General features: G+C 53.3%; 25 protein-coding genes. 17 read left to right on the forward strand and 8 right to left on the reverse strand.

Features of this window, described 5'->3' with window-relative positions; all coding sequences use genetic code 11:
- Positions 1-61: 61 nt before the first annotated feature.
- A complete protein-coding gene (locus HP566_RS04065) occupies positions 62-472 on the forward strand; it encodes a DUF1090 domain-containing protein (protein WP_249975983.1) in 411 nt (136 codons plus the stop codon).
- 26 nt (positions 473-498) lie between these two features.
- On the opposite strand, the gene HP566_RS04070 is transcribed toward HP566_RS04065, so the two are convergent.
- From HP566_RS04070 to HP566_RS04085, 4 genes are all read right to left on the reverse strand, one after another.
- The gene (locus tag HP566_RS04070) at positions 499-849 is read right to left on the reverse strand and encodes a DUF4870 family protein (RefSeq protein WP_249975984.1); all 351 of its coding nucleotides are present in this window, start codon (positions 847-849) and stop codon (positions 499-501) included.
- Positions 850-881: 32 nt separating this feature from the next.
- Positions 882-1,817 carry a lysophospholipid acyltransferase family protein gene (locus tag HP566_RS04075; RefSeq protein ID WP_249975985.1) on the reverse strand — a complete coding sequence of 312 codons (936 nt, stop codon included), beginning with the start codon at positions 1,815-1,817 and terminating at the stop codon, positions 882-884.
- 3 nt (positions 1,818-1,820) lie between these two features.
- On the reverse strand, positions 1,821-2,237 hold the full coding sequence (locus HP566_RS04080; RefSeq protein ID WP_249975986.1) for a DUF4870 family protein: 417 nt from the start codon (positions 2,235-2,237) through the stop codon (positions 1,821-1,823).
- Positions 2,238-2,347: 110 nt separating this feature from the next.
- Positions 2,348-2,731, reverse strand: a complete 384-nt coding sequence (locus HP566_RS04085; protein ID WP_249975987.1) for a VOC family protein — start codon at positions 2,729-2,731, stop codon at positions 2,348-2,350.
- Positions 2,732-2,771: 40 nt separating this feature from the next.
- Here HP566_RS04085 and HP566_RS04090 point away from each other — a divergent pair, with 40 nt between their 5' ends.
- The 8 genes from HP566_RS04090 to HP566_RS04125 all read left to right on the forward strand — a co-directional run bounded on the left by HP566_RS04090 (position 2,772) and on the right by HP566_RS04125 (position 12,548).
- Positions 2,772-3,410, forward strand: coding sequence for a class I SAM-dependent methyltransferase (locus HP566_RS04090; protein WP_249975988.1), 639 nt, complete (start codon positions 2,772-2,774; stop codon positions 3,408-3,410).
- A 136-nt stretch (positions 3,411-3,546) separates the two neighbouring features.
- Positions 3,547-4,917, forward strand: a complete 1,371-nt coding sequence (locus tag HP566_RS04095; RefSeq protein ID WP_249975989.1) for an MFS transporter — start codon at positions 3,547-3,549, stop codon at positions 4,915-4,917.
- A 125-nt stretch (positions 4,918-5,042) separates the two neighbouring features.
- On the forward strand, positions 5,043-6,833 hold the full coding sequence (locus tag HP566_RS04100; protein ID WP_249975990.1) for an acyl-CoA dehydrogenase: 1,791 nt from the start codon (positions 5,043-5,045) through the stop codon (positions 6,831-6,833).
- A 183-nt stretch (positions 6,834-7,016) separates the two neighbouring features.
- A complete protein-coding gene (locus HP566_RS04105; RefSeq protein WP_249975991.1) occupies positions 7,017-8,390 on the forward strand; it encodes a solute carrier family 23 protein in 1,374 nt (457 codons plus the stop codon).
- Between the two features lie 49 nt (positions 8,391-8,439).
- Positions 8,440-10,071: an acyl-CoA synthetase gene (locus HP566_RS04110; RefSeq protein WP_249975992.1), complete on the forward strand. Its 1,632-nt coding sequence runs from the start codon at positions 8,440-8,442 to the stop codon at positions 10,069-10,071.
- Positions 10,072-10,088: 17 nt separating this feature from the next.
- On the forward strand, positions 10,089-10,940 hold the full coding sequence (locus tag HP566_RS04115) for a 3-hydroxybutyryl-CoA dehydrogenase (RefSeq protein ID WP_249975993.1): 852 nt from the start codon (positions 10,089-10,091) through the stop codon (positions 10,938-10,940).
- A 117-nt stretch (positions 10,941-11,057) separates the two neighbouring features.
- The gene (locus HP566_RS04120) at positions 11,058-11,831 is read left to right on the forward strand and encodes an enoyl-CoA hydratase-related protein (RefSeq protein WP_249975994.1); all 774 of its coding nucleotides are present in this window, start codon (positions 11,058-11,060) and stop codon (positions 11,829-11,831) included.
- A gap of 99 nt (positions 11,832-11,930) precedes the next feature.
- Positions 11,931-12,548: a LysE family translocator gene (locus HP566_RS04125; protein ID WP_249975995.1), complete on the forward strand. Its 618-nt coding sequence runs from the start codon at positions 11,931-11,933 to the stop codon at positions 12,546-12,548.
- A gap of 67 nt (positions 12,549-12,615) precedes the next feature.
- On the opposite strand, the gene HP566_RS04130 is transcribed toward HP566_RS04125, so the two are convergent.
- Positions 12,616-13,995 (reverse strand): GntP family permease, encoded by a 1,380-nt coding sequence (locus tag HP566_RS04130; RefSeq protein ID WP_249975996.1) that lies wholly within the window; start codon positions 13,993-13,995, stop codon positions 12,616-12,618.
- Between the two features lie 200 nt (positions 13,996-14,195).
- Here HP566_RS04130 and HP566_RS04135 point away from each other — a divergent pair, with 200 nt between their 5' ends.
- From HP566_RS04135 to HP566_RS04145, 3 genes are all read left to right on the forward strand, one after another.
- A complete protein-coding gene (locus tag HP566_RS04135) occupies positions 14,196-14,885 on the forward strand; it encodes a glutathione S-transferase family protein (protein ID WP_249975997.1) in 690 nt (229 codons plus the stop codon).
- Positions 14,886-14,949: 64 nt separating this feature from the next.
- Positions 14,950-15,489 (forward strand): YaeQ family protein, encoded by a 540-nt coding sequence (locus HP566_RS04140; protein ID WP_249975998.1) that lies wholly within the window; start codon positions 14,950-14,952, stop codon positions 15,487-15,489.
- A gap of 200 nt (positions 15,490-15,689) precedes the next feature.
- Positions 15,690-16,679, forward strand: coding sequence for a lipid A deacylase LpxR family protein (locus HP566_RS04145; protein WP_249975999.1), 990 nt, complete (start codon positions 15,690-15,692; stop codon positions 16,677-16,679).
- Here the strand turns inward: HP566_RS04145 and HP566_RS04150 are convergent.
- Together HP566_RS04150 and yghU are read right to left on the reverse strand one after the other, a co-directional pair.
- Positions 16,676-16,909 carry a DUF2798 domain-containing protein gene (locus HP566_RS04150; protein ID WP_249976000.1) on the reverse strand — a complete coding sequence of 78 codons (234 nt, stop codon included), beginning with the start codon at positions 16,907-16,909 and terminating at the stop codon, positions 16,676-16,678. The genes HP566_RS04145 and HP566_RS04150 overlap by 4 nt on opposite strands.
- A 100-nt stretch (positions 16,910-17,009) precedes the next feature.
- On the reverse strand, positions 17,010-17,858 hold the full coding sequence (gene yghU / locus HP566_RS04155) for a glutathione-dependent disulfide-bond oxidoreductase (RefSeq protein ID WP_249976001.1): 849 nt from the start codon (positions 17,856-17,858) through the stop codon (positions 17,010-17,012).
- Between the two features lie 156 nt (positions 17,859-18,014).
- Here yghU and HP566_RS04160 point away from each other — a divergent pair, with 156 nt between their 5' ends.
- The 4 genes from HP566_RS04160 (at position 18,015) to HP566_RS04175 (ending at position 21,552) form a co-directional block, all read left to right on the forward strand.
- The gene (locus HP566_RS04160) at positions 18,015-18,710 is read left to right on the forward strand and encodes an aspartate/glutamate racemase family protein (RefSeq protein WP_249976002.1); all 696 of its coding nucleotides are present in this window, start codon (positions 18,015-18,017) and stop codon (positions 18,708-18,710) included.
- A 317-nt stretch (positions 18,711-19,027) separates the two neighbouring features.
- The gene (locus HP566_RS04165) at positions 19,028-19,558 is read left to right on the forward strand and encodes a gluconokinase (RefSeq protein WP_249976003.1); all 531 of its coding nucleotides are present in this window, start codon (positions 19,028-19,030) and stop codon (positions 19,556-19,558) included.
- 70 nt (positions 19,559-19,628) lie between these two features.
- Entirely contained in the window at positions 19,629-20,633 is a 1,005-nt protein-coding gene (gene gntR / locus HP566_RS04170) for a gluconate operon transcriptional repressor GntR (protein WP_340163062.1), read from the forward strand.
- A gap of 76 nt (positions 20,634-20,709) precedes the next feature.
- Positions 20,710-21,552 (forward strand): MOSC domain-containing protein, encoded by an 843-nt coding sequence (locus HP566_RS04175; protein ID WP_249976004.1) that lies wholly within the window; start codon positions 20,710-20,712, stop codon positions 21,550-21,552.
- Here HP566_RS04175 and HP566_RS04180 read toward each other — a convergent pair.
- Positions 21,506-22,411, reverse strand: coding sequence for a DMT family transporter (locus tag HP566_RS04180; protein ID WP_249976005.1), 906 nt, complete (start codon positions 22,409-22,411; stop codon positions 21,506-21,508). The two genes, HP566_RS04175 and HP566_RS04180, sit on opposite strands and share 47 nt — an antisense overlap.
- 198 nt (positions 22,412-22,609) lie before the next feature.
- On the opposite strand from HP566_RS04180, the gene HP566_RS04185 reads away from it, so the two are divergent.
- A complete protein-coding gene (locus HP566_RS04185) occupies positions 22,610-23,032 on the forward strand; it encodes an OsmC family protein (protein WP_249976006.1) in 423 nt (140 codons plus the stop codon).
- Positions 23,033-23,119 lie beyond the last annotated feature (87 nt).

A 23,119-nucleotide genomic window follows, 5' to 3' on the forward strand; every position in this document is an offset into this window, starting at 1 on the left:
GCGATGAGAGTCGCTATACTTCTCTGGCATGGCAGTATTCATGAAGTGTCAGGAGTAAGTAATGAAAGAACAGTGGGTAGGTTGTTTAAGTGTCATGGTCACCGCCGGCCTCTTACTGCTACCGGTTGCGCACGCTGAGGAAGTGTTGTGCGAGGACAAGAGTAGTGAGATACGCCAACAGCTTGAGTATGCCCAACAGCATGGCAATCAACATCGTATTCGGGGGTTACAGCGTGCCCTGAATGCCATTGAGGAAAACTGCACCAATGAAAGCGTGCTTGCCGAGGCCGCTGATGAGGTGCGTGAAAGTCAGGAAGAAGTAAGCGAGCGGCAGGCAGATCTGGAAGCTGCACTACGTGATGGCGATGAAGACGATATCCAGAAACGGCGTACAAAATTATCAGAAGCGACGCGTGAACTTGAAGCACACACTCAGGAGCTGGATACGTTGCAGCGTCGCCTGAACGATTAACTGGGAGGCATGGCCCATCTCGCCAATTACCAGAGCCAGCTGCCGGGGCGTGCCGGTGGCTGCCCTTTACGTACCGCTACCCAGCCCACAATGCAGCGCACGCCCAACCATACCATCAACAGTGGCCATAGCAGGGTACCCACCAGGATAAGGCTTAGGGTAAAGGTAACGATAAAGTAGAGAGAGCCCATCCAAAAGGTGCGGATCAAATAGCGATAGTGGGCCTGAAGCCAAGGGGCGGCTTCTTTACGATAAACATACGCGATAATCACCCCAATCAGCAGTGATATATTGGCGGTGACCAATCCCGCCAGATAAAGCGCGTAGATGATTTGCGGTGGCCGGGTATCTTCGTTGGGGATGTAGTGCTGGGTCATCAATTACCTCAGAACCGTGTTATATAGAGCTGTTAATAGAGCCGGAAATCATTGGCGTTGGTAAGTCCTTGCTGCTCTTCCACTACCTTGCGATAACGTTTGTATTCCCATTGGTACTGGGCCGGTTCCAGAGCAATGGATGCCTCGACACTGGCGTTGACGCCGGTGGCAGATTCGACATCGTCGGCGCTGTACACACGCTCATCCGCATCAAGAAAGTGAATTTCAAACCCTTTTCCGGGTACCCGTAAGGCAACGCCTGTCACTACCCGCGCCTGGGTGCGGGCTACCAGTTTGGGGAGCAGTGTTGCTGTATAGGCATCACGACCATAAAAGGGGGCAAAGACGCCACTACCCCAATCTGGCTCCTGGTCAGGCAGAATGCCGATTGCTTCACTGCGTTTAAGCGCTTTTAACAGGGCGGCGACCCCTCTGGGGTTGGTGGGTACCAAACTTGCGCCCATACGTTCGCGGCCATGGCGAATAATAGGCTCAAGGTTGGTGATTTTTGGTGGCTCGTACATGGCCGTAAAAGGGAAATGGCTGGAGAGCCAGAAATTAAGCACCTCCCAATTGCCAAAATGAGGGGCCAGCACAATAACGCCATGCCCTTCAGCACGGGCGCTGTCCAGTTTTTCACGACCGTGTACGGATAAAATACTGGTCTCTACTTTTTCTGGCATGGCCATCCAGGCGTGGCCAAGTTCCAGCATGGTGGCGGCGGAGTGTTGCAGGCTCTGCTTGGCGAGTGCTTTTCGCTCCTGGGTAGTGGCATTCGGGTAAACCACCTCAAGATTGATTTCGGTTACCTGGCGCTCCCGTTTACTAAAACGATATACCTGTGGGCCTAGCCGGGCGGCAATGCGCCATAATCGGGATAGTGGCCAGCGGGAAAGCATTCTCCAGAGCCAGGCGATGGCTCCGGCCTGTGAGAAGAGCCTGCGCGTTGGGGGGACCTGTTCCGTCATACCTTAGAGGAACCAGCTATCCACGTTAGAGGGGGCGCGTTTTTCCTGCAGTCCTTTAAACCCTTTCACACAGCGGATGATCAACCATACCGCCAGTGCAAACAGAAGTGGGAAGCCTATCAGTACAAGTGTAAGCAGAGCAGCCACGCTGCCATAGAGCAGGCCTATCCAAAAGGTACGAATCTGGTAGCGATAGTGTTCATCCAGCCAGACAGGCCCTTTGCCCCGGTACATATAAGCGATGACGATCCCAACAATAGAAGTAAAGCCCACTACGAAGCTAGCTAAATAGAGGGCATAAATCACCATGGCCATGGTAGTGTCGGGTTGCGGTGACTGTTCGCTGGATGGCTGTTCCGAGCTGGTTTCGTTACTGATCACTTCGCCCTCAATCGGCGCACCCTTTGCGTTGTCGCTCATGACTTTTCCTTATTGCTTGCTTTTCAACATGGCATCTCTTGAATGCCGTTCAAGCACGCTATGATAGCGTGGGCAGCGAGGCTTATCATTAATATGCGTTGGTTTGTCGCTTAACGGGTAGATGGGCGACAGATTTCCAGTAGGTTCCCATCCGGGTCGCGCAGGTATAACGACTCAATTGGGCTATTGGCGCCCTGACGGGCGACGGGGCCAAGTTCAACCTCGATATCCAGCGCATCCAGGTGCTGTTTGAACTCATCCAGCGGTAACTGGCAGCGCAGGCATAAATCGAGGCTGCCGGGGGTAGGGGTGGCGGAAACGGGAGCGATATCGGTGTCGGTCTGGTGCAATCGCAGTGCGGTATCCCCCAGCATCAGGTCTACCCGCTGCGCGTCCCGATAACGTACATCAAGCCCCAATACACGGGAGTAAAAATCCACAGCGCGACCGATATCGGTCACCGTAACAACAAGATGGTCCAAACCTGAGAGCATGCCACTTTCCTTTAATACAGACGTAGAACAAGAGAATACGATGATGCGACGCTGTCCGCTATGCGATGCGCCCAAGCCTGCGCTTTACCACCAGGACCGTCGCCGGGATTACTACCAGTGTGCCACGTGTGCGCTGGTGTTTGTGCCTGTCGAGCAGCATTTAACGGCGGCTGATGAAAAGGCCGTGTACGACCAGCACCAGAATTCGCCGCATGATACGGGATACCGGCGCTTCTTAGGGCGTTTATTTGAGCCACTGCTTGCCAAACTGCCTAAAGGGGCCCATGGGCTGGATTTTGGCTCAGGGCCTGGTCCCACGCTTTCTGTCATGTTTGAAGAAAGGGGGCACTCGATGGCGGTTTACGATGTTTTTTACGCCCCCCATGCTGAGGTGCTCAACCACCAATACGATTTTATTACGGCTACTGAAGTTATGGAGCATCTTTCACAACCGGGCAGGGTGCTTGCGCAATTGGTCGCGCAACTCTCTCCAGGTGGCTATCTTGGGCTGATGACCAAACGTGTGACCACCCAGGACTCCTTTGCCCGTTGGCATTATATTAACGACCCTACCCATGTCAGCTTTTTCAGTGAAGCGACGTTTCGTTGGTGGGCGGCTGAACAGCGGCTTTTAGTGGAATTTCCCAGTAAAGATACGGTAATTTTTAAAAAACACTAATGGTGTGGCTATAAGGGCGAAAAAGCATTGACTTTATGCCGGTTAAAGCAATAATTGCGCGCCCGTTTTCTTGCCTGCCGGTGTGCCAGGTGCGCAGGCGGCTAAACGTCAATAATCTTGGCAAGGTGAGGTACTCATGTCGCGGCAACTGCTGGCCATGGCGCTGGCGCCCCTGTTAGGGCTATTTATTCTTGGGATTGGCAATGGCTTTCTCGCTACGTTAATTACCGTGAGACTGGATGCCGCAGGTGAGTCGGCCACGGTCATCGGGATTGTCTCGTCGGCCTATTTCATCGGCCTGGCCCTGGGCGCCATGTTCAATGACCGCCTGCTGCTGCGTATAGGCCATATTCGTGCCTATGGCAGTTTTGCTTCATTGGTGGCGGTAACCGTGTTACTGCAAGGACTGTTTTTTGACCCCTGGGCCTGGTTCGCTCTGCGCCTGATTGGTGGCTGGGCTACCGTAGGCGTCTATCTGGTCATTGAAAGCTGGTTGCTGACCGCAGGTGACCAGAAGGTGCGTGGTCGTTTGCTCGCCCTCTATATGATCTCCCTTTACGCTGCCGGAGTGCTCGGCCAGTTGATGCTGGGTGTCACCAGTGCCATGGGGGATACCGCTCCCTTTATGGTGATAGGCTTATTGGCCTCGTTGTCTGTATTGCCCATGGCAATGATCCCCCGCGTTTCGCCACTGATTGAACATGCAGAACCCCTGCCACCTCACCGTTTGATTACCATGACGCCCACAGGTGTGATAGGTAGCCTCGGCTCGGGGATGGTGGTGGCTGCTGCTTATACGTTATTACCCCTCTATTTGCAGCGTATTGGCATGAGCGTTAATCAGGTTGGGCAGATGATGGCGGTGGTGATTCTGGGGGCCATGTTGCTGCAGTATCCCATTGGCCGCTGGTCGGATCGCCACGACCGTCAAATGGTGCTCATCGCTATCAGCGCCTTCTGCGTGGTGATTTCTGCGGCCATTCTGTGGTTGCCACTTTCGATCCCGTTGTTGGCGATGTTGCTGTTTTTGCTGGGAGGCGGTGTGTTTGCGCTCTATCCGGTGGCTGTCAGTCATGCGGCCGATCGCGCCCCCGCAGGAGCGCTGGTGCGCATGAGCCAGGGACTGTTGTTAATCAACTCGATTGGCGCGACTATCAGCCCACTGATGATTTCTCCGGTCATGACCGCCATGGGCGATGCAGGACTGTTTTGGGCGTTTGGCTCGCTCAGCCTGTTCTTTGTGCTGTTCTTTAGCTGGCGGCGTAGTGTGCGCCCGGCGCCAGTGCCAGTGGCTCCTTTTACACCGACGACTCCTATGTCGGCAGCAGGTGCTGAATTGGTGGTCACTGAGGAATTGGTACAAGGCGCCCTTGAGCATGAGCATCTGGAAGACCTTTCAGACGTTGTGCCTGAGGTGGAAGTGGCTGAGCCGGTCGTTGGTCCGCCACCAGAGGATGAAACACATATTGCCTATTACGATGATGTGGAGCAGGTAGAGCGTAAATAAATAGCAGGCATTATTTGCCTGGGTGAGACCTTGGGCTAATGGCGTGATAAAAGTAGTGAAACTACTATCTTGCGTAGTGTTTTTGCTAATCGCTGATTATCACCGTCTTTGCCTGAGGTTTTGCCATGAATTATTATGCCGCGCCGGTACGCGACCTACGCTTTGTACTCGAAGAGATGCTGGCGCATCGTTCGCTTGCACTGCCTGGCTTTGAAGAGGTCTCTCCCGATCTTGTTGAGGCGGTGCTGGAAGAGGCGGCAAAGCTTGCTGGTGATGTGTGGGGGCCGCTCAATAGCATTGGTGATCAGCTCGGAGCTAAACGCCATGCAGATGGCAGTGTGACCACGCCAGAAGGATTCGCTGCAGCCTACCAGGCCTATGTGGAAGGCGGTTGGAACGGTATTGGTGTTGCTGACGCGCTGGGGGGCCAAAACCTGCCCGAAGTGGTGGCCAGTGCGGTACAGGAAATGCTCCACGGGGCCAATATGGCGCTTGGCCTCTGTCCCATGTTAACTGCCGGCGCTATCGAAGCGCTGGCCCATCACGGTAGTGATGAATTAAAAACAATCTATTTGCCCAAGCTGGTGGAAGGTACCTGGACAGGTACCATGAATCTTACCGAGCCACAGGCGGGGTCGGACCTTTCCAAGGTTCGCACTAAAGCCATTCCTGAAGCAGATCATTACCGCATCAGCGGCCAAAAAATCTTTATCACCTGGGGCGAGCACGACGCTGCCGACAACATTATTCACTTGGTGTTGGCGCGTAAGCCCGATGCACCGGAAGGCAATAAGGGCATTTCGCTCTTCCTGCTCCCTAAGTTTCTGGTTAATGAAGATGGCTCCCTTGGCGAGCGTAATGACGTTACCTGCGCCTCTATCGAGCATAAGCTGGGCATTCACGGTTCACCCACCTGCACCCTGAGTTTTGGTGAGAACGACGGTGCCATTGGCTACCTGATCGGGGAAGAGGGACGCGGGCTTAATCATATGTTCACCATGATGAACGAGGCGCGCCATAAGGTGGGTATCCAGGGTATTGGCGTTGCCGAACGTGCCTGTCAGCATGCGTTTGCCTATGCCCAGGATAGGACTCAGGGCCGGGCGCCCAAGTCACGTGGCGGCAGCGAGTGTGCTATTAACGATCACCTGGACGTGCGGCGGATGCTGCTCTCCATGCGGGCCCGTACCGATGCCCTGCGTGCCCTGGCGCTTTACTGTGCCGGCCAGTTAGATCTGGCGCGCCATGCTGAAAGCCCGGAGGTGCGTCAGGCTGCCCAAGCCAGTGCCGACGTGCTTATTCCTATCGTGAAGAGCTTTTCGACGGATCAGGCAGTGGATATCGCCTCAATGGGGGTCCAGGTGCATGGTGGCATGGGCTATGTGGAGGAGACGGGAGCTGCACAGCTTTTACGTGATGCGCGCATTGCACCCATCTATGAGGGTACTAACGGTATTCAGGCGCTTGATTTGGCAGGCCGTAAGCTGCAACGCGACAGCGGTGCCGCACTAGCAGCGTTGATCGACGATGTACAGCAAACTGCCGCGGCACTGCGTGCTGACGCAGGTTTAGCCACGCTGGGCGATGCGCTGGCCGCAGGCGCCGATGATCTGCGTGCTGCCTCGGCTACGGTGCTTGAGCAAGGTCGTCATCCAGAAAATGGTCCCGATGCAGTACAAGCCTATGCCACTCCCTTTCTTAATCTGGCAGGCCATGTGCTGTGTGCCTGGCAAATGGGCATCGCTGCCCTGCATGCCTCCCAGGCCATCCAGAATGGTAGTGATGAGCCGTTCTACACCGCCAAGCTGTGCAGCGCCAGCTTTGCCATTACCCAGTGGCTACCAGTAGGTCGTGCTCAGCGTGCCATTATCGAATCAGGCATGCAGTGCCTGAGCGACTTCGACACAGCTTCATAGCTGCCCTGGACAGTATTACCGCTCCCCATTTGCCCCCTATCCGCCGACTCTGAAGGGTCGGCGGCTTACATTAAACACAATGAAACGGCCGTTTAAAAAACGTGCTTGGGTGGAGGAGCCGACAGGGTAAGTTTCAGTGGGAAACAACAAGTTAACAATGACTAAAACCCGAAGGAGTATTTCATGCAGTTAAAACACCGCCAACATGGGGAAGAACAGCCCTATTGGCCCGCCGGGCCGTTTAAAATTCGTCTCCCGTTTATTCATTACCGCTGGGAAATGGCGGAGATGATTCAAGCCCTGATTATGTTTGTGGTCAGCCTGGCCATGATTCCCCTTTTAGAACAGTACCTGGGCCTTCCCTATGATGTGGCTCTTGCCTTTGTGGTGGTGTGTGGCATTGGCTTTATGCTACCAGCCCTGTTGGGTGTCCCCATGGTGCCAGGATGGATTACTCCGGCGGTACCGGTTGTGCTGGTGTTTCTGGGCGATTTTGAACCCGGCCCTGAGGCGATTCAGGCACTATTTGCACTGCAGTTTCTGGTCTTCTTGATCTTTTTAATTCTGGGGGTGACGGGGTTAGGCCGCAAGCTCGTGCATTTGGTGCCTAACTCTCTTCAAGCCGGGATTATCATCGGTGCCGGTATTGCCGCCATTACCGGAGAGATACAGCAGGGCGGACGTTTGGCTGAAACCCCGGTTTCACTCATTGCCGGTATGTTAATTGCCATCTTTATGCTGTTTTCAGTGGCTTTTAAGCGCTGGGTTGAAGACCACACCATCATGCGCAAAATCGCCAACTACGGCATGGTACCGGGGATGGTCGTCGCCATCCTGATTGCCTGGGCGATTGGTGAATATCCACGTCCTACTATCGAGTGGGGGATTACTCAGCCGAATTTTACTGAAATGTGGAACCATCTGCCTTTCGTCGTGGGTTTTCCAGGCGTTGATGTATTTATGCTGGCTGTACCTACCGCGGTCATCGCCTATGTCATCGCGTTTGGCGATATTGTGGTGGGGCGTACGTTAATGTCCCGTGTCGACCATATCCGTACCGATGAAAAAATCGATTACAGCACCAACCGCATCCATCATGTCACGGCCATTCGTAATGGCATGCACGCCTTCTTTGCGCCTTACCCTGGATTGGCAGGTCCCATCTGGACTGCCGTTACCGCAACCATGGCTGAACGCTATCAAAATGGCCGCAATGCCATGGAGTCTATCTATAGCGGTGGTGGCACCTTCTGGATAACGGGCTTTTTTGCGCTATTTACGCTGCCGTTAGTCAGCATGTTTCAGCCGGTACTGCCTGTTGCCCTTTCACTCACTCTGTTGCTCACGGGCTATATTTGCCTAATGGTAGGGATTGAGCAGACCAAAACTACAGCAGAGCGCGGGGTGGCAGGCACTATGGCCGTTGTGCTGGCCGTTTATGGCGCGGGCTGGGGGTTAGCAGCAGGTGTCGTGCTGTACATGTTAGTCCAAAAGCAAAACCTCTTTGGGCGTGAGCCTGGGACGGGTAAAGCAACGGAAGAACATGAACAGCACTAAATTATAAAAAACGTATCACGCAATTAACCGTTAACATACAAGGTGATTTATGAATGCTTCTATTTTTGATCAAGGCTTATCACCCACTGCCGCTAACCATGTACCGCTTTCACCGCTAACCTTTATCGAGCGTTCGGCGGCTGTTTATCCCGACTTTCTGGCAGTGGTACATGGCACTACGCGCCGCACCTGGGCAGAAACCTGGACCCGCTGCCGCCAACTCGCCTCGGCCCTTGAAAAACGTGGCATCCAGCCTGGCCAAACGGTAGCTGCCATGCTGCCAAACATTCCGGCCATGTTTGAAGCCCACTTCGGTGTGCCGCTGGCGGGCTGTGTACTTAATACGCTGAATATTCGCCTGGATGCTGAAGCCATCAGCTACATGCTGACGCATGGCGAAGCAAAAGCCATTCTGGTTGATCCTGAATTTGCCAGCGTTATTAACGATGCTGTGGCCCTGCTGGATGACAAACCGCTGATTATTGACGTTGCCGATCCGGAGTTTTTAGGTGACACCCAAGGCATTGGCGAGGTGGAGTACGAAGCCTTACTGGCTGAAGGCGACCCGGACTATGCCTATCAGTTGCCTGATGATGAGTGGCAGGCGATTTCGCTTAACTACACCTCGGGCACTACCGGTAAGCCCAAAGGGGTGGTTTACCATCACCGGGGTGCTTACTTAAATGCGGTCAGTAATATTTTAGAGTGGGCCATGCCCCATCACCCGGTCTATCTCTGGACACTGCCCATGTTCCATTGCAATGGCTGGTGTTTCCCCTGGACCATTGCTGCCAATGCCGGTGTCAGTGTGTGTCTGCGTAAAGTAGATCCCAAGCGGATCAACGATCTTATTGTGGATGAAAAGGTCACGCACTTTAGTGGTGCCCCGATTGTGCTAAACGGGCTGGTTAATCTACCGGCTGAGCAGAAGCGCGAATTTAACCATCCTGTGAAGGTCACCACGGCGGGTGCTGCGCCACCTGCATCAGTGATTGCCGGGGTTGAAAAGCTGGGTATTGAAGTGACCCACGTGTATGGCCTTACAGAAGTCTATGGTCCCGTGACGGTATGTGCCTGGCGCGAGGAGTGGGATGAGTTGCCGCTGGAATCCCGGGCGAAACTCAAGGCCCGCCAGGGAGTGCGTTATCACATGCTTGAAGCAATCAGCGTCGCCGACCCGGTGACGCTTGAGCCGGTCGCAAAAGATGGCCAGACCGTTGGCGAAATTCTGATGCGCGGCAATAATGTCATGAAGGGCTATCTGAAGAATCCGGATGCAACAGCCAGCGTGCTGGAAGGAGGCTGGTATCACACAGGCGATTTAGCCGTTTGGCATCCGGATGGCTATATCGAAATCAAGGATCGCTCGAAAGACATCATTATCTCCGGTGGTGAAAATATCTCTACCATTGAGGTAGAGGATGCCATCTACAGCCATCCCGCCGTGGAAGAGGCAGCGGTAGTCGCCAAAGCTGATGAAAAATGGGGGGAAACGCCGTGTGCTTTTGTTAAGTTAAAAATCGGTTATGGTGAGGTTACCGAGGCAGATATCATTGCCCACTGCCGCGAGCATCTGGCGGGCTTTAAAGTGCCCAAAACCATTATCTTTAGTGATTTACCCAAAACATCGACAGGCAAAATTCAAAAATTTGTACTGCGTGAAGAAGCCAAGCAGCACTGATTCAGGGGAGCAACGGCATGAGCGAGCAACTGATTGGCGTGGTAGGCGCTGGCACCATGGGGCAGGGGATAGCCCAAGTGGTCGCAGCGAGTGGCTATACGGTGCGTCTGTATGATGTGGCTGATGAGCAGCTCAAGCGCGCCCAGAGTAATATCGCCAAAGGGCTCGATAAGCTGGTGGCGAAAGAGAGAATGAGCGAAGCAGAAAAGCGGGAGGCGCTGGCACGGCTTACCACCACAGCCGCTCTGGAAGCGCTGAGCGACTGCGGTATTATCATCGAGGCCGCGCCTGAGCAGCCCGCTCTTAAGGAAAAACTGTTTCGTGACCTGAGCCACTTAAGCAGGGATGCCATTCTTGCCTCGAACACCTCCTCGCTTTCGCTTACGCGTTTGGCTGCCGTGTGCGAACGCCCTGAGCGAGTGGTAGGCATGCACTTTTTCAATCCTGTGCCCGTTCTGAAGCTTGTGGAGGTCATCCGTGCCGAACAAACCTCTGATGCCACGGTGGCACGGATAGAAGAACTGACGAAGGCGTTGGGTAAAACAGCAGTGCCCATTGGCGATTCCCCTGGCTTTGCGGTCAACCGGCTATTGGTTCCGATGATCAACGAAGCCGCTTTTATCGTCCAGGAAGGCACGGCCACTCCCGAAGCAATAGACGAAGCCATGAAGCTGGGAGCGGCCCATCCCATGGGACCACTAGCGTTGGCTGACCTGATTGGTTTGGATGTTTGTCTGGCTATTATGGAAGTACTTCAGGAAGGTTTTGGTGATCCCAAGTACCGCCCCTGCCCGTTATTAAAGCGTATGGTGGATGCAGGATATCTGGGTCGTAAGAGTGGCCGCGGTTTCCATATTTACGATGAGTGATTGGCCTCTGGATGCTTGTCTGCAAGCGCGACAAAAGAAGTGATTGCCTGCCAACCAAGCGTTCGCTAGGGTTGATGGGTGGTCACTTTAACGCGCGATAACAATCAAGGAGCCAAGATGAGCGATGCAGTGATTGAAAAGGTTGATAACGATGGCGTCGTGCGCCTGACGATTAATCGCCCCAAAGCATTGAATGCACTGAATAGCGAAGTACTCGCCGCATTAGACGCGCATTTGGTGGAGCTGGAAGCGTACCCAGGTTTACGTGCTGTGTTAATTACCGGTGCAGGGGAAAAATCCTTTGTGGCGGGTGCCGATATCACGGAAATGCGCGATAAAACGCCGGAAGAGGCGCGTGCCTTCGCCAGTCAGGCGCTGCGCACGATTAAACGTCTGGAGACACTACCCGTGCCGGTGGTCGCGCTGGTGAACGGGTTTTGCCTTGGCGGCGGCTGCGAACTGGCACTGGCCTGCGACTGGGCGGTAGCCAGTGATAATGCCATTTTCGGCCAGCCTGAAGTGCTGCTGGGAGTTATTCCCGGTTTCGGTGGCACGCAACGCTTACCTCGTCGTGTAGGCCCTGCCATGGCGATTGACCTGGTAACCACCGGGCGGAAAATCGATGCTCAGGAAGCGCTACGTATCGGGTTGGTTAACCAGGTAATGCCACAGGTTGAACTTGAGAATTATGTGGCAGAGTTGACCAGGCAACTGAGAGGTAATGGGCCACACTCGGTGCGTGGTGCCAAGCAAGCCGTTCATGATGGGATGGATCAGGATCTTGACAGCGCCCTGGCGCTTGAGACCAGCCTGTTTGCATTTTGCTTCGCAGGTCAGGAGCAAAAAGAGGGCATGAGCGCCTTTGTCGAGAAGCGCAAACCTAATTTCTAAACTTCCACTCATTCACATTTTGCTTATGTAGGGGGTGGCGCTTGCGCTACCCCTGTTTTATTCTCAAATATCCATCACCGATTTTCTGGAACCGCCATTATGCAATGGGCCGCTTTTTTAATCGCCGCACTTGGTTTTGCTTATCTGCCAGGGCCAGCAATGCTGTATACCGCTGCGCAAACCTTGGGCCGCGGCCGACGGGCAGGATGGTTAGCGGTGATTGGCGTGCATATGGGGTGTTACGTTCATGTGGTTGCTGCCGCGCTGGGTCTGGCTCTTTTGTTTGCAACTGTTCCACCTGCATACATTGCCATGAAAGTCGTTGGTGGGCTTTACCTGCTGTGGATAGGACTGCGCTTATGGAAGCAGGGTATTCGCGGCCACGGTGATGATGTGCCACTGGCAACGACCAAAAGGGTGCTGCGTGATAGTTTTCTGGTGGAGTTGCTCAACCCGAAAACCGCGCTATTCTTTGTGGCGTTTCTGCCCCAGTTTGTACAACCTGAAAGCTCAATGCCCGTTGCATGGCAGCTATTATGGCTAGGTATCGCCACTAATGTCCTGTTCTCTTCTGCCGATGTGATGGTAGTGCTACTGGCCAGCCCGCTGAGAAAATGGCTACAAAAAAGCGGTGGCTCTTCTTCACTTATCCAGCGTATGGGTGGTGGGGTACTGATGGGGTTGGGAGGTAACACCTTATCGCAGGCTGTACGCTAACAGGCGATGCCTGACAGAGCGGGGTACCACACCCCGCCTGTTGCTCATGAAATGGGCGCCTGCCTACCTAAAACATCATGAAGATGATGCATGCAAAAACGAAGCCGATGACGGATTCAAGTGCCTGTTGAACCGTCCAGGTTTTGAGAGTCGTTTTCACGTCCATGCCTAATAGACGGCCAACCAGCCAGAAGCCGGAGTCGTTGACATGCCCGGCAAATACAGAGCCCGCCGCAGTGGCCAATGTAATGGCGACGACTTGCATGGCGCTGAAATCACCTCCGATGACGGCGGGTGCCATAAGGCCTGCTGCCGTTACCAGTGCGACGGTGGCGGAGCCCTGGGCCAGACGCATAATCACGGCAATGACGTAAGCGGCCACAATAATGGGTAGCCCCAGGTCGCTGAGTGAGCCAGAGAGCGCGTCCCCAATGCCGGATGCCCGTAACACTCCCCCGAACATGCCCCCAGCCCCAGTGATCAGGACGACTGAACAGATGGGAGCCAGAGAAGAGTCCAGGACTTTTTCGAGTGCACTGCCTTCCACCCCACGGCGCTGGCCCAGCACTAACATGGCAACGAATGTGGAAATAAGAAGAGCAATAGGGGTACTGCCCAGTGCTGTTAAGAGCTGAAACCAGCCCTGCTCGCTATCCACAACGCCCACAGAGCGCATGAAGTCGAGGCCAGTGTTCATGAAAATCAGGATCAACGGCAGGGTCAGCATAAAGATGACCGTACCAACAGAAGGTGGGTTAACGATTTCTTCTTCTTTTACTTCACCGAATAGCGCCTTGCCCAGTGGGAAGGGATAGCGCTTGGCAACAAACTTACCCCACATATAACCGGAGACCCACCACATCGGAAAAGCAATAATGACGCCTGTCAGCAACAGTAAACCGAGGTTGGCTTCATATAGCTCCGAGGCGGTTACCGGACCGGGGTGCGGCGGCAGGAACACATGCATTACGGAGAACGCTGCAGCAGCCGGCATGGCATAAAGCAGAATGGGGCCACCGAGCCGCCGAGCCACGGCAAAGATGATCGGTAGCATAACGATCAAGCCCGCATCAAAGAAGATCGGGAAACCCATCAGCAAGGAGGCGATACCCAGCGCAAAGGGGGCCCGCTTCTCGCCAAACAGCTCAATCATCTTGTCAGCCAGTACCTTGGCGCCACCGGAATGCTCAACGAGCTTACCCAACATGGCACCCAGGCCAACGAGCAGGGCAACGGCCCCCAAGGTTCCGCCAAAACTGTTGACCAGGGTAGGAACAATGGCTTGAAAAGGGATATTAGTAGCAAAAGCGGTCAGCAAACTAACAAGGATCAATGCAAGAAATGCATGCACCTTGAATTTGATAATCAATACCAGAAGTAGCAAGACGGCTGCTGCGGCAATGCTCAGCAGAGAGCCTGCTGACATCGTTTGCGTCCATCCATCCATGTGAGTGCTCCAAGGTGAGTGAGGTGTGAGTCGTTGTTGGTGGGCGTGAATGTTATCGGTAACATCCTACTATGTGAAGATGAGCGATACACACACTACCTTGGTTTAAGAAAGCGAGTGGGAGACAGATAAAAAATAACAACCCTTTCGACTACACTATGGCGAAATGGTCTTTCTCTTCCTACCAAAAGGAAATTCGTATGCAGGAACTTTATATTGCCAATAAAAATTACTCTTCCTGGTCATTACGTCCCTGGGTGCTGATGAAGGTTCTGGGCTTGCCCTTCAACGAACGGTTAATGCCATTTGAAGGCGGCGCGGGGGAAAGCTATGCCACCTTTAGCCGTTTTTCCCCCTCGGGCCTGGTTCCCTGCCTGGTGGATGGTGAACTGGCCGTCTGGGAATCTCTGGCAATCATCGAGTACCTTGCTGAGCAGTATCCCCAGGTGTGGCCGTTGGATAAAACGACCCGTGCCTGGGCGCGTTCAGCCAGTGCAGAGATGCATAGTGGTTTTGGCGTATTGCGTGATGAGTGCTCAATGAACTGTGGTATTCGTGTTGAGCTGAAGACGCTTTCTACGGGGTTGAAGAGCAACCTGACGCGTTTGGATGCACTGTGGGGAGAGGGGTTAAAGAAATTTGGAGGGCCTTTCCTGGCAGGCGAGCAGTTTACCGCCGTTGATGCATTCTTCGCGCCAGTGGCTTTTCGCGTGCAGACGTTTAACCTGCCATTAGGTGAAGAATCGCAGGCTTATGTGCAACGGCTGCTGACGCTGCCTGCCATGCAGGAGTGGTACCAGTCAGCACTGGCAGAAACCTGGCGTGAACCCATGCATGAGCGAGAAACATTAAAAAATGCGACCCTGTTAAAGGATTACCGCGCTGTTTAAGGCCCTGTCACCCTGGGTGCCCGTAAATCCGCTACAATGACGCAAATTTTAGATGGATGACCCCATGGCGTTGAGTGCTACCCCCTATAAAGTTGATATCAATCTCACCGACCTGGATCGCAACGTCTTTGAAACGCTGCGCTTTACGGTGGCACGTCATCCCTCAGAAACAGAAGAGCGGATGTGCGCGCGGCTGATTGCTTACATACTGTGGTACAGCGAAGCACTATCCTTTGGGCGTGGGCTTTCCGATGTAGACGAGCCTGCATTGTGGGAAAAAAGCCTGGACGGTCGTGTACTGCACTGGGTGGAAGTGGGGTTGCCGGGTGTAGAGCGGCTGACATGGTGCTCTCGCCGGGCTGAGCGTGTATCGCTACTGGCATATGGGCGGGTAGACCTATGGGAAAACAAAGTGCTCCCAGGTGTGGCGTCACTTAAAAATGTTCATGTGGCAGGGCTGCCTCAGGAAGCCCTGACCACTATTGCAGCAGATCTACCGCGGGCAATTAACTGGGCGGTGATGGTCAGCGACGGTTCGCTCTTCATCACTGATGAAAATGGCCAGCATGAAATTACCCCGCAGTGGTTACTGCGGGAGAGGTAGCCTGCCATTTTGAGTGAATTCCACTCATCAGGGTAGCGTGGATATCCGCTTGTAGCATGGCTGTCTATCTGCACTTGATGGCAGATGAAGGGGAATTTTTCAAGTAAGTGTGCTTGCTATTTTTTTGCACAATTACATACAATCAACAATGTTTGTTTGAACATTACTTCCCCTGTCCTCTTAACCTCAAGGAATGAGCCATGAAAGAAAACCCCTCTTTGCGATGGCACAAGCTTTTTGCGGTTACTGCGTTTTGCTGTATACCCCTACTAGCCGTCGCAAGCGACAGCTCAGTGACCCTAAAACTGGAGAATGATGGACTAGCCAGCCGCGATGACGGCCATTTTACCAGTGGTTTTGAACTCAACTGGGCTTTTGAGCCACGTGATGAAAGCTGGATGCAGCGGTTTGCCATAGCGCTACCAGATGGTTTGATTAACCAGGCGGATAGCGTGGCTTTTCGGGTGGTGCATCAGATTTACACCCCGGATAACATTGAACGGCGTCGTTTAATTGAAGAGGATCGCCCCTATGCAGGGCTGGTTTATGGCGGTATGTCGCTTTATGAAGACGTACCCGTCGGCCCGTGGACGCAGGCGACCGATCTGCATGTGGATATCGGTTTGGTTGGGCCTTCATCGCTTGCGGACAGTATTCAGCGGGAGGTACATAGAGTAACGGAGAGTGATCGTCCCCGTGGTTGGGGTAACCAGTTGGGTGATGAGCCCCTGGTCAACTTAACACTGCGTCGCCAGTGGTGGCATGACCTACCGTTGGCGGGGAAGCAGTTTTCCCATGGCCCAAGCCTAGGGGCGGCACTGGGCAACCTGTATACCTATGCAAGCGCAGGATATAGCGTTCGCTGGGGAGATGATGCCGATGGTATTCCCACGCTGACACCTAATCCTGGTAGTCGTCATTTAATGACCGGTACCCGTGGTTGGCAGTGGTATGTATTTGCCAATGTAGATGGTTATTTTATGGCGCAAAACCTGACCCTGGATGGTAATACGTTCTCCAATAGCCACTCGGTTGATCGCAAAGAGTGGGTGGGAGATATGTCGGCAGGCCTTGCTATCGCCTGGGATAAGTGGCAGGTAACCTACGCCGCTGTACAGCGTACACGTGAGTTTGATGGTCAGGATGAGCAGGATAAGTTTGGCGCTATCACACTCTCCAGACGTTTTTAGAGGCGTGGCCGCTTGACCAGCAACCTAACCAAGCGGTGAACTACCGGCGACACCAGATTAATCACCGGCAACGCTACCACGAAGGCGAACAGCCACGCTTTTAACCACATCCCTAAAATATCATCCACAAAACCGACATTATAGAGCGTTATGGCCAGTGACATAATGCACGACATAAACAGTGCCATCAGGGAGGAGAATATCAGCTGGGCGTATTTTGGGTCGAACATGAACTGCCTCTGGTAAACACACGATTGATATTGCGGTAATGATGAGCCTGGCCCACTTTGGTGTGGGCACATTGACGGCCTAACGTAGGTGGCCAGAATGCTAGGGTTTATTGCGGAAGTCACTGGCATCATGGCGTTCGGGAAGCTGCTCGCTTTCATCGCCCCATGTGCGGTTTACCATACGGCCCCGTTTGACGGCTGGGCGCTCGTCGATCTCCTCGGTCCAGCGTAAAACGTTCCCATAGGTGTGGGCGTCTAAAAACTCAGCAGCTTCGTAAACGCGGTTTTTCACCAACGCTCCGTACCAGGGGTGAATCGCCATATCCGCAATGCTGTATTCATCGCCTGCCATAAAGCGATTTTCTGCCAGATGACGATCCAGCACATCAAGCTGGCGTTTGACTTCCATGGTGTAGCGATCAATAGGATATTGGTATTTTTCCGGCGCATAGGCGTAAAAATGTCCAAAGCCGCCGCCTAGTAACGGCGCACTGCCCATTTGCCAGAATAGCCAGGAGAGGCACTCTGTGCGGCTGGCGGAGTCGGTGGGGATAAAAGCAGAAAACTTTTCGGCTAGATAGAGCAGGATGGCCCCCGACTCGAACACACGTTGAGGAGGATTAGTGCTGTGATCCATGAGTGCCGGTATTTTAGAGTTGGGATTTACCCCAACAAAACCGCTGCCGAACTGGTCGCCTTCATTAATTTTGATCAAGTGCGCATCGTACTCGGCCCCCTCCATGCCTTTCTCCAGCAACTCCTCCAGCATAACCGTCACTTTGACACCATTGGGTGTCGCCAACGAGTAAAGCTGAAATGGATGCTTACCTACGGGTAAGGTTTTGTTATGGGTGGAACCCGCAATGGGGCGGTTAATGTTGGCGAATTTACCACCATTGCCTGGTTCCCATTTCCATACGCATGGTGGAGTATAGGTGTTGTCGCTCATTGCATTCTCATCTTCAAAAAAGTTGAAAAAAAGGCGGTGCGGTGGCCCTTGCTTGAGTACACCGCTAGCCAGATGTTATTGGGGTGCTTGTTGCTGGTACAAGGGTAATAGATTGTTAGCCCGTTAATAAATGGTTTTGTGAACCTGGAGTGAGCGATGCGCGTTATTGGTGTGCTGGGCGGGATGAGCTGGGAGTCGACACAAAGCTATTACCAGGCGCTCAATGAAGGTGTCCAACAGGCGCTAGGTGGTTTTCATTCGGCATCCATTGTGATGATTAGCGTCGATTTTGCCGAGATAGAAGCACTGCAGCAGCAGGGCGACTGGGAAACCGCTGGCGGGTTATTAGCTGATGCGGCCATACGCATTGAAGGCGCGGGAGCAGGATGCCTGCTTCTTGCGACCAATACCATGCATAAAGTGGCACCAGCTATTGAGGCTGTCATTGGGATTCCGCTACTCCATATTGCTGATGCAACGGGGGAACAGTGTCGGCAGGATGGCATTAAGAGGGTAGGGTTGTTAGGTACTCGGTTCACCATGGAGCAGGATTTCTACAAGGCACGTTTGCTAGAGCAGTTTGGCATTGATGTGCTGATTCCCGAAGCCGCAGAACGTGCGGAAGTACATCGCATCATCTTCGACGAGCTGTGCCTGGGCAATATTCGTGAATCATCACGGCAGCGCTATGTGGATATTATCGCATCACTGCAGCAGCAGGGCGCCCAGGCCGTTATTCTGGGGTGTACTGAAATAGCCCTACTGGTGAATCAGCAACATACCGCGGTACCGCTTTACGACACCACAGCGCTACATGCGAGTAAAGCGGTGGCTTGGGCGCTGGACGATTAAACCTGCGTTAGCGTGACATCAATAATAGCCAGAGGTAGTGCTGGAGAAAGGGCAGACAATATGTGCTTTGCCCTTGCGAGTTGGTGTGGTGCCTTTTTCCAGATCGGGCAGCTATCCCTAGACGTTGGTCTCAAATAGATAGTTTTGTTTTGACACCTTGCGTTGAGGTCGTTAGCCTCTGCTGGCATTGTTACCGGTAACAATGCCGTTTTCGCGCATATGCTTCCAAGGCGTAATTCGCTGCATATTGGGCTTCATATACACTATAGTATCGTGTTTTTTTGCAACATAGGCTGCACGTCGGGAGAGATAAGCCAATGAACCCCACTTCTTATCGTATTTTGGTTATGGGTGCATCGGGGTGCGGTAAGTCCTTGATAGGCGAGCACTTAGCATCGGCGCTGGGTGCTAGGTTTATTGATGGCGATGATTATCACCCCCCTGAAAATGTTGCCAAAATGGCCAGTGGCACGCCGCTTAATGATGATGACCGGCGGGGCTGGCTAGGTACGCTGGCGGGACTCTTTGCAGAGTATAAACAAAAAAACACGACGGTTATCATCGCCTGTTCTGCATTGAAACGACGTTATCGGGATCTCTTGAGAGAGGGGGACCCGGCACTTCGTATCCTTTACCTTGAGGGAACACGGGCGCTGTTAAAGGAGCGGCTGGAATCCCGGGAGGGCCACTTCTTTAAAGGTGACAGTATGCTGGCAAGCCAGCTCGCCGACCTGGAACCACCCGGCAGCGATGAGGCAGTGACTGTCTCTATCGCACTACCTCCCCAAGACATCATTCACAACTTTACGGCTACTTTAGCGCCGTCTGTTCACCAAGCCCTAAGCTAAAGTCTGGGATAGGCGAAGGGGGGGATTATTCGTTATGGTAAGGGCCTCTGCATATCTATAGGAAAAGGCAGTGACGCCATCGAAGAAAAAACGTCCAACCCTCCAGGACATAGCTGATCGCGTTGGTGCAACCAAAATGACGGTCAGCCGCTGTTTACGAGACCCGGAGACTGTATCTAAAGGTCTGCGCGAACGCATCTTTTCCATCGCTGAACAAATTGGCTACATTCCTAACCGTGCGCCGGAACTGCTTTCCCGGGCAACCAGCCACTCCATTGGTGTCCTGGTTCCCTCTTTGACCAACCAGGTGTTTGCCGATGTGATCGTTGGTATTGAGGCCTATACTGAGCCTGCGGGCTATCACTTAATGCTTTCCCACTACGGTTATAGCCCCGAACTTGAAGAGCGAAGCCTGGCTTCTTTACTCTCCTATAATGTGGATGGCGTCATTCTCTCCGACCGTGATCACACCCCCCGCAGTTTGCGTATGCTGGAAACCGCCGGTATTCCGATTATTGAGATTATGGATACCCATCGTCCTCCGATTCAGCAGGCGGTTGGCTATGATAACCTGAAGGCCGCATACGATATGGTGACGGAGATGATTCGCCGTGGCCGGCGCAACGTGGTTTATCTTGCGGTGCGTCTCGATGAGCGGACACTGCAGCGTGAGACAGGTTACCGTCAGGCAATGGAGGCGCATGGTTTGACCCCTGTTACTTTGCAAAGTAGCCAGCGCTCCTCCTATAGCGTAGGGGCGGCGCTAATGCAGGAGGTGCAGCGAGATTACCCCGCGACCGATGGTGTTTTCTGTACCAATGATGATGTGGCGGTAGGTGCTTATTTTGAATGTCTGCGTCGCAAGGTGAGAGTACCCCAGCAAATGGCGATTGCGGGGTTTCATGGTCACGATGTGGGGCAGGCGATGACACCGCGTTTAGCCAGTGTGGTGACCCCTCGTCAGGCGATTGGTGAAGTGGCGGCTGAATCATTGCTGGCACGAATCCGTGGAGAGCCGCTTACCCAACGGATGGTGGATCTGGGATACCGCATTGAAGTGGGTAAAACGCTCTAGGCTCCCTCCTACGTCTCGTCTGATGACTGGCCCACTAAATAGCTAAAGTAGCGCAATAATGACGTGTGAGGTTGCCTTGAAGATAACTCAGTTGTGTATTTACCCTGTTAAATCGTTGCAGGGCATCAGTGTTACCCAGAGTGATATTTATGCCCATGGTTTGGCGTGGGATCGCCGCTGGATGCTGGTTGATGCCCAGCAACGTTTTGTTACCCAGCGCCAGTTGCCTGCGCTTGCCACTATAGAGGTGGCGTTAACGGAGCAGGCGTTAGTGCTTACACACCCCAACGCAGCTTCCATTTCCATTTCTTTGAAAGAGCCAAAGGGTAACCTTCGCTTGGTCAAGGTGTGGAATGACCACTGCAAGGCGTTACCCGAGAGTGAGGAGGTAACCCACTGGCTTGAAGCTGCCCTGGGCGAGCCGGCGCGTGGTATCAGTTTGGTACGGTTTGCTACTGATTTTCCCCGCGCAGTAGAAGCGGATTTTTTAGCCGGTGATAAGGCGAATACCTATTTCGCCGATGGCTATCCGTTCCTGGTCACGACCACGGGTTCTTTGCAGGCTTTAAACCAAGCGCTTATCGCTGGCGGCCAATCTCCTGTGCCAATGAACCGTTTTCGTCCCAATATCGTGATTGAGTGCGATGAGGCCTGGGCTGAAAATAGCTGGTCAATGCTTGGCGATCAGCAGTTCCAACTGGCATTACGTAAGCCTTGCCAACGCTGCAAAATCACCACTATTGATCAGCAAACCGCGCTGATACCAGCGCCAGGAGAACCGCTTAAAACGCTGTTGGCATTGAATACTTTCCCCAATTTAAAGGGGGCTCACTTTGGCCAAAACGCAACGCTGGCGCAGGGTGATGGAGCCACTATTCGTATGGGGAGCGAGGTGGTGGCAACACCCCGCGTCGTTTAATTCTGAGCAGTTTGGTGGCAATGGCAGTCCCTAGTAGGGTAATGATCATACCCACTACCACTTGAAGGCTCAGGGTTTCGTCCAGTAGCAGGTAGCCCCAAAGCAGAGCGCTGACAGGTACCAAAAACGTGACCGTTGAAGTAGCGGTCGCGCCTGCGCTGGCCAGCAAGCCAAAATAGAGCAGGAAGGCAAGGGTGGTGCTGAGCACTGCCAGTGCAAGGGCATTTCCCCATGCCAACATGCTGACTGGCTCGCTTGGCCAAAGCAGCAGGCCGGGGATCAGTAGAACCAGCGCCGACATTGCGCTGCTGCCAGCCGCCAGTACACGGGTGGGTAGATGACTAAGGCGGGTTTTCGAATAGTTGCCTGCAATACCATAGCAGAATGTGGCCCCCAGCACCGCGACAATAAACCAGCCGTCCCCACCGATAGCAAAGTCTAAACGGTTAGCAGAAAGCACATACACCCCCAGTAAGGCGAGTGCTAATCCGAGGTACTGCTGGCGCTGCACGGGTGTGGCAAAAAAGGCGGCTCCCAGCAATGCGGTGAAGATGGGCGTTGTGGCATTGAGCAACGACGTAAAGCCTGCTTCCAGCCGGGTGGTGGCAAGAGCTAGTAATGAAAAGGGCAGAACATGGTTGATAATGCCCAGCAGCATTAATGGCCCCTTATGACGCCAGATCAGCTGCAGGTAGTGCAGGCTCATCAGCAGCGGCACCAGCAATAGTGCTCCAATTCCCATGCGAACCAGTACCAGCGGTACAGCACCAAACTCCGGTGCGGCAACGCGCATAAATATAAACGATAAGCCCCACAGGGAAGAGAGTAGCAGTAGGCGTATCGCATCAGCTGATGACATAAGGTGTCCTTACTTGAAATAACGTCTATTCGCTTAGAGAGCGAACTAGATTACGGTGCATAGTGGACAGATGGAAGCAATCCCTGGGGCGGCGGCGGCACGTTGCTGAAAATCAGCTACGCTGTGTGTGTGGCTGACAGGAACTGATTTCCTGTGCTGCTACGTTTATCAAGCACATGACTGAATAAGGAGTTTTTCATGGATCGTAAAGCTAGTGCACATTGGGAAGGTGGGCTGAAGGATGGTAAAGGCACCGTTTCCACCGAAAGTGGCGTTCTGGATGCCAGCTACTCCTTTAAAAAGCGCTTTGAAGACGAAAAGGGCACCAATCCAGAAGAGTTGATTGGTGCTGCTCATGCCAGCTGTTTCTCCATGGCGTTGTCGATGATATTGGGTGAAAAAGGGTATACCGCAGATACCATTGACACAAAAGCCAGTGTGACGCTTTCCCAAGGTTCTTCAGGTTTTGATATTTCCAAAATCCATCTGGATGTTGCCGCTACTGTTAGTGGTGCAGACGAAGCTGCTTTTAAGGAAGCTGCAGAAACTGCAAAGGCAAACTGCCCGGTTTCTAAAGTACTGAATGCCGATATTACAATGACCGCCAAACTTAACGGATAATATAAATATTGATTTGTTAACATAGGTTATGGCGCTACTTAAATGTAGCGTCTTTTTTTATTAAAAGAAAAGGACCCTGGCAGTTGC

Origin of the sequence: Vreelandella olivaria (genome assembly GCF_023507745.1) — a bacterium.
In the GTDB taxonomy this organism is placed as follows: domain Bacteria; phylum Pseudomonadota; class Gammaproteobacteria; order Pseudomonadales; family Halomonadaceae; genus Vreelandella; species Vreelandella olivaria_A.

Excerpts from the sequence above, each read along its gene's own strand:
- HP566_RS04105 (WP_249975991.1), top strand. The coding sequence starts at position 7,017 with ATGCAGTTAAAACACCGCCAACATGGGGAAGAACAGCCCTATTGGCCC.
- HP566_RS04085 (WP_249975987.1), bottom strand. The coding sequence starts at position 2,731 with ATGCTCTCAGGTTTGGACCATCTTGTTGTTACGGTGACCGATATCGGT.
- HP566_RS04115 (WP_249975993.1), top strand. The coding sequence starts at position 10,089 with ATGAGCGAGCAACTGATTGGCGTGGTAGGCGCTGGCACCATGGGGCAG.
- HP566_RS04130 (WP_249975996.1), bottom strand. The coding sequence starts at position 13,995 with ATGGATGGATGGACGCAAACGATGTCAGCAGGCTCTCTGCTGAGCATT.
- HP566_RS04110 (WP_249975992.1), top strand. The coding sequence starts at position 8,440 with ATGAATGCTTCTATTTTTGATCAAGGCTTATCACCCACTGCCGCTAAC.
- HP566_RS04095 (WP_249975989.1), top strand. The coding sequence starts at position 3,547 with ATGTCGCGGCAACTGCTGGCCATGGCGCTGGCGCCCCTGTTAGGGCTA.
- yghU (WP_249976001.1), bottom strand. The coding sequence starts at position 17,858 with ATGAGCGACAACACCTATACTCCACCATGCGTATGGAAATGGGAACCA.
- HP566_RS04185 (WP_249976006.1), top strand. The coding sequence starts at position 22,610 with ATGGATCGTAAAGCTAGTGCACATTGGGAAGGTGGGCTGAAGGATGGT.
- HP566_RS04120 (WP_249975994.1), top strand. The coding sequence starts at position 11,058 with ATGAGCGATGCAGTGATTGAAAAGGTTGATAACGATGGCGTCGTGCGC.
- HP566_RS04140 (WP_249975998.1), top strand. The coding sequence starts at position 14,950 with ATGGCGTTGAGTGCTACCCCCTATAAAGTTGATATCAATCTCACCGAC.
- HP566_RS04135 (WP_249975997.1), top strand. The coding sequence starts at position 14,196 with ATGCAGGAACTTTATATTGCCAATAAAAATTACTCTTCCTGGTCATTA.
- HP566_RS04150 (WP_249976000.1), bottom strand. The coding sequence starts at position 16,909 with ATGTTCGACCCAAAATACGCCCAGCTGATATTCTCCTCCCTGATGGCA.
- HP566_RS04100 (WP_249975990.1), top strand. The coding sequence starts at position 5,043 with ATGAATTATTATGCCGCGCCGGTACGCGACCTACGCTTTGTACTCGAA.
- HP566_RS04065 (WP_249975983.1), top strand. The coding sequence starts at position 62 with ATGAAAGAACAGTGGGTAGGTTGTTTAAGTGTCATGGTCACCGCCGGC.
- HP566_RS04075 (WP_249975985.1), bottom strand. The coding sequence starts at position 1,817 with ATGACGGAACAGGTCCCCCCAACGCGCAGGCTCTTCTCACAGGCCGGA.
- HP566_RS04080 (WP_249975986.1), bottom strand. The coding sequence starts at position 2,237 with ATGAGCGACAACGCAAAGGGTGCGCCGATTGAGGGCGAAGTGATCAGT.
- HP566_RS04165 (WP_249976003.1), top strand. The coding sequence starts at position 19,028 with ATGAACCCCACTTCTTATCGTATTTTGGTTATGGGTGCATCGGGGTGC.
- HP566_RS04180 (WP_249976005.1), bottom strand. The coding sequence starts at position 22,411 with ATGTCATCAGCTGATGCGATACGCCTACTGCTACTCTCTTCCCTGTGG.
- HP566_RS04145 (WP_249975999.1), top strand. The coding sequence starts at position 15,690 with ATGAAAGAAAACCCCTCTTTGCGATGGCACAAGCTTTTTGCGGTTACT.
- HP566_RS04160 (WP_249976002.1), top strand. The coding sequence starts at position 18,015 with ATGCGCGTTATTGGTGTGCTGGGCGGGATGAGCTGGGAGTCGACACAA.
- HP566_RS04070 (WP_249975984.1), bottom strand. The coding sequence starts at position 849 with ATGACCCAGCACTACATCCCCAACGAAGATACCCGGCCACCGCAAATC.
- HP566_RS04090 (WP_249975988.1), top strand. The coding sequence starts at position 2,772 with ATGATGCGACGCTGTCCGCTATGCGATGCGCCCAAGCCTGCGCTTTAC.
- HP566_RS04125 (WP_249975995.1), top strand. The coding sequence starts at position 11,931 with ATGCAATGGGCCGCTTTTTTAATCGCCGCACTTGGTTTTGCTTATCTG.